Origin of the sequence: Nitrosomonas communis, assembly GCF_900114745.1 — a bacterium.
Classification (GTDB): Bacteria; Pseudomonadota; Gammaproteobacteria; order Burkholderiales; family Nitrosomonadaceae; genus Nitrosomonas; species Nitrosomonas communis_A.
Genome location: NZ_FOUB01000133.1, coordinates 1 through 4,136, shown reverse-complemented (window position 1 = coordinate 4,136; position 4,136 = coordinate 1). Strand labels below are relative to the sequence as shown.

6 protein-coding genes and 1 pseudogene are annotated in these 4,136 nt (G+C 38.1%); 3 read left to right on the top strand and 4 right to left on the bottom strand.

The window, feature by feature from the left end; genetic code table 11:
- Positions 1-317 precede the first annotated feature (317 nt).
- Entirely contained in the window at positions 318-548 is a 231-nt protein-coding gene (locus BM122_RS26440; protein ID WP_371264964.1) for a PP0621 family protein, read from the top strand.
- Positions 549-618: 70 nt separating this feature from the next.
- Here the strand turns inward: BM122_RS26440 and BM122_RS20535 are convergent, their stop codons facing one another.
- Both BM122_RS20535 and smpB read right to left on the bottom strand, forming a co-directional pair.
- Positions 619-1,632 (bottom strand): COX15/CtaA family protein, encoded by a 1,014-nt coding sequence (locus tag BM122_RS20535; RefSeq protein WP_074907449.1) that lies wholly within the window; start codon positions 1,630-1,632, stop codon positions 619-621.
- A gap of 54 nt (positions 1,633-1,686) precedes the next feature.
- Positions 1,687-2,130 carry an SsrA-binding protein SmpB gene (gene smpB, locus BM122_RS20530; RefSeq protein ID WP_074907447.1) on the bottom strand — a complete coding sequence of 148 codons (444 nt, stop codon included), beginning with the start codon at positions 2,128-2,130 and terminating at the stop codon, positions 1,687-1,689.
- A gap of 103 nt (positions 2,131-2,233) precedes the next feature.
- Here smpB and BM122_RS20525 point away from each other — a divergent pair, with 103 nt between their 5' ends.
- Positions 2,234-2,695 (top strand): type II toxin-antitoxin system RatA family toxin, encoded by a 462-nt coding sequence (locus tag BM122_RS20525; protein ID WP_074907444.1) that lies wholly within the window; start codon positions 2,234-2,236, stop codon positions 2,693-2,695.
- Positions 2,679-2,978 carry an RnfH family protein gene (locus BM122_RS20520; protein WP_074907442.1) on the top strand — a complete coding sequence of 100 codons (300 nt, stop codon included), beginning with the start codon at positions 2,679-2,681 and terminating at the stop codon, positions 2,976-2,978. Before BM122_RS20525 ends, BM122_RS20520 begins: the two co-directional genes overlap by 17 nt.
- A 465-nt stretch (positions 2,979-3,443) precedes the next feature.
- Here the strand turns inward: BM122_RS20520 and BM122_RS20515 are convergent.
- Together BM122_RS20515 and BM122_RS20510 are read right to left on the bottom strand one after the other, a co-directional pair.
- Positions 3,444-3,677, bottom strand: a pseudogene (locus BM122_RS20515) (transposase); the annotation flags it as partial.
- Between the two features lie 26 nt (positions 3,678-3,703).
- Positions 3,704-4,136: transposase (locus tag BM122_RS20510; RefSeq protein ID WP_305728217.1), on the bottom strand; the 433-nt coding region annotated here is incomplete at its 5' end.

Genomic DNA, 4,136 nt, shown 5'->3' with positions numbered 1-4,136 from the left:
ACATGAATATTTTAACATTTCTGGTCGGCATGATCATCGCAATGAATAGAATCTATTCCTAATATCAATAGTTTGCCGATATTTCAGGGCCGACTAATTAAGCCATTTCCAACATTCTCAAAAATGGATGAGTTACTCATAGCTCTCAAATCTTCAAATTGATTCTGAACCTATCTTTTTTACAAAATAAAGCAAATTAATTTTACATTCTGCAGTCTGCTTGGCATAAAGCTTCAAATTTAATTTAATATATAAACTAGAAATTGCGACGGTTGAAATTAATGCATTTTTATAAGCAAGGATAAGGATTGAAGATTGTGATAACTAAATGGATAATCTTGATTATTATTGTGTTTCTAATTTATTGGAGCCTTAAAAATCTTCAACAAGCAAAAAAACAATCTACGGAATCAAAAAAGGAAATCGAAGATATGGTTTGTTGCGCACATTGCGGGATACATATTCCAAGAAGTGAAAGTATTACTGCGGATAAAAAATATTTCTGCAGCCTCGACCACCAGCAATTATATTTGAAACCATCACAATAGTTTCTGTGTTCTACTGGACTTATTTTTTATTCCTTGTTTTATCTAAATAAAATCACTAGATTCAGATAATCTAAGACAATTTACGATTAACCCAAAGTGCTGCAGTGAACAATAAAATTGCACCTGCTTGATGAGCTGCGGCTAGAGGTATTGGTACGACTAATAATAAAGTGGTAATTCCTAAGCTGATTTGTATTATTAACATCACCAAGAGAAAATGACACGCCAATTGTTCAGAAAGGGATAGCGAATATTTTTTTGCTTTGAACCAGAAAAGAGGTATAACAAATGCCAATAGCCATGCGATCATGCGATGATCAAACTGAACTGTTGTCATATTCTCAAAGAAATTACGATACCATGGTTCCAGCACAAATAAATCCGGTGGAATCAAATAACCGTTCATTAGAGGAAAGGTATTGTAAGCTAAACCAGCATGAATTCCAGCAACGAGACCACCTGACAATACCATAAGAAATATAAGCGTTGTAATCAAAAAAGAAAATCGACGTAAACCCTGTAGATTTGATTTTTCTTGCTGGAGACTATTCTCAGATGATAATAACCCTGTTGCTACCCAGAACATAGCTGCATAAATAATAAATGCAAGCCCCAAATGAGCAGTTAGACGATATTGACTGACATAAATATTATCCACTAATCCGCTCATCACCATATACCAACCCATTAAGCCTTGCAGACCACCTAATACAAAAATACCCAGTAATTTGAGACCGAGTATACGATCAACTTGCTTACGGCTAACAAAATAAATAAAAGGAACAAAATATACTATCCCTATAGCACGCCCTAATAAGCGGTGAAAATATTCCCACCAGAAAATTCCTTTAAATTCTTCCAATGTCATCCCTTTATTAATTTCTTTGTATTGTGGGATTAGGCGATATTTTTCAAAAAGTACTGTCCAGTCCTCTTGGCTGAGGGGTGGAATTGCGCCAATAAGAGGTTGCCACTCGACAATGGATAATCCGGAACCAGTGAGGCGAGTTACACCTCCAACAACTACCATGGCAAATACAAAAGCGCAACAAATAAATAACCAAATCGCAATGGGTTTTTGCATAATGACTAAATCAAAAATTGTTTAAATTCAGTGAGTGCTAGGACAGAGAAGATATTAGCGGGCACGTAGCAAACGTTGTTTGGCACGCTCCCATTCTTTACGTTTTTCAGTTTCCCGTTTATCGTATTGTTTTTTGCCTTTAGCAAGGCCTATTTCAACTTTAATTCTTCCTGCTTTATAATGCATATCAAGAGGTACAAGGGTGTATCCAGCACGTTCGACTTTACCGATTAATCGGTTTATCTCTTCTGCATGCAGCAAGAGTTTGCGCGTACGTACTGGATCCGGATTGATATGGGTTGAAGCTGTAGGCAAAGGACTCAGGTGACTACCGATGAGATATAATTCACCATTGCGAATGATAACATAGGCTTCTTTTAATTGAACTCGTCCCGCACGGATCGCTTTGACTTCCCAACCTTCCAGAACAATACCTGCTTCGTATTTTTCCTCGATAAAATAATCATGGAACGCTTTTTTATTTTGAGCAATACTCATCTGGGAATATGATAGGAATATAGGCAATAACTCTAAAATTTTTATATTAGTTTATCAGTTTTTCCAGCTTCGGCTCAGATGAAAATAAAAGGTTAATAATCTTATGGCAGAAATAGAAAAATCAGTTTTAGTTGACTTCTCAGCGGGTCAAATGTTTAACTTGGTTGATACCGTTGAAAATTATCCAGAATTTCTGCCTTGGTGTGATGGGGCATCTGTTAAGCTTCAAAGTGACGAAATTGCGCATGCAACTGTCCATATCAATTATCATCATATCAAGCATAGTTTTACCACAGAAAATAAACGTCAACCACCCGGTTTAACTAATATGACTCCTGGACAGATCGAAATGAATTTACTAGATGGACCTTTTGAGCATCTAGATGGCCTATGGCGTTTTATCCCTTTATCAGAAAATGCTTGTAAAATAGAATTTCATCTGCATTACACGTTCTCTCATAAGTTGTTGGAGAAACTAGTGGGCCCTGTTTTTTATATGATTGCCAATAGCTTTGTAGATGCCTTCATAGAACGCGCTGAGGCAATTTATGGACCGCGCGATTGATCAAATAGAAGTTGAAGTGGCCTACGCACTTCCCCATCGTCAATTTCTTAAACGCTTTTATGTGCCCAGCGGTACAACGATAGAGCAGGCCATTACCTTATCTGGAATACAGGATATATTCACTGAAATTGATTTAGAAAAGCAGAAAATAGGTATTTTCAGCAAATTTACCAAGCGAGGAGCTATTTTACAAGATGGTGACCGAGTAGAAATCTATCGCCCTCTTCTGCTCGATCCGAAAGAAAATAGAAGAAAGCGCTTAAATCAAAAGACTAGAAAATAAAATCAGGTAATTCCATTTCCAAATCAACAATGACACGAAAGCGAGCCGCAGGCAGTATAAATAATACGACAAGGTGAAGCCGACAAAGTTAATTTTGGTTTAGAAATGGAATAATATTATTCTATAGGACACCTCTAAAAATTCAGAGTTATAAACAAGACAAGACGAGAACAAAAAATGTTGACGCAGCATATTACTAATATGTAAGGAAACATTTTTTGTGAACAACAAAGTATTGTGACGAGACGGAGTAAGCAGGCAATCCGCGAAGCGGATACTCGCAAATATGAATTTTTAGAGGTGCCCTATAAAATAATATTGTTATTTTTCTTATTTTTACCTTATTCCCATTCAATTGTTAGCAATCAGGTTACTTAATTGTTTATTCTGAATTATTTGATAAGCATATCTGATAATATCGTCATTTATACCATCACCAAGAAACTGCTAGGGTCTGTTGACATTTCACATAGGTAGCCACAGATATCCGCACGCGATGGCGAGCATACTTTCATAATTTCTTTTTAGTTTGTCATATCGCGTAGCTACTGCCCGATACTGCTTGAGGCGTGCAAAAGTGTTTTCCACCAAATGCCGATAACTATACAAGCCCCAATCCATATCTACGTTACCTTTCAACGAATTGCGCTTTCTCGGGATCACAGCCTTGGCACCCTTCTTTACTATCTGCTCCCGTATATATAGCCTAACCAGTTAAGAATGATTCAGAATGTATAGGATTTGAAAAGCATCTCAACGGTCTGGTTTTGTTGTTTACGCAGTGCTTTGGCCTGTGCCCATTTATGTTCGATGGGATTAAGATCAGGAGAATAAGCGGGTAAGTATTCAAGGGTGTGCCCAGCGTTTTGTATGGCCTCTTGCGTATCCTGCCTCTTATGGAAGGTAGCATTGTCCATCACAACGACCGCATGTGACGGCAATTTAGGCAACAGGTCCTGCATCGCCCATCCATGAAATACATCGGCGCTGATATTGACTGCAAACAGGCTGACGGTTATCAATAGCTTTCCGATCAACGCTCCCATTGCGTTGATACGACCTGGCGCATGCCAGTCATGCGTGCCATGACATCTCTGGCCAGCGGGTGCATAACCGTGCGTGCGCGGCGCATCCTGTGCAAACCCACTTTCATCAATA

What these genes read in the sequence shown, in the direction of transcription:
- BM122_RS20535 (WP_074907449.1), bottom strand. Translation starts at nt 1,632, where the DNA reads ATGCAAAAACCCATTGCGATTTGGTTATTTATTTGTTGCGCTTTTGTA.
- smpB (WP_074907447.1), bottom strand. Translation starts at nt 2,130, where the DNA reads ATGAGTATTGCTCAAAATAAAAAAGCGTTCCATGATTATTTTATCGAG.
- BM122_RS20525 (WP_074907444.1), top strand. Translation starts at nt 2,234, where the DNA reads ATGGCAGAAATAGAAAAATCAGTTTTAGTTGACTTCTCAGCGGGTCAA.
- BM122_RS20520 (WP_074907442.1), top strand. Translation starts at nt 2,679, where the DNA reads ATGGACCGCGCGATTGATCAAATAGAAGTTGAAGTGGCCTACGCACTT.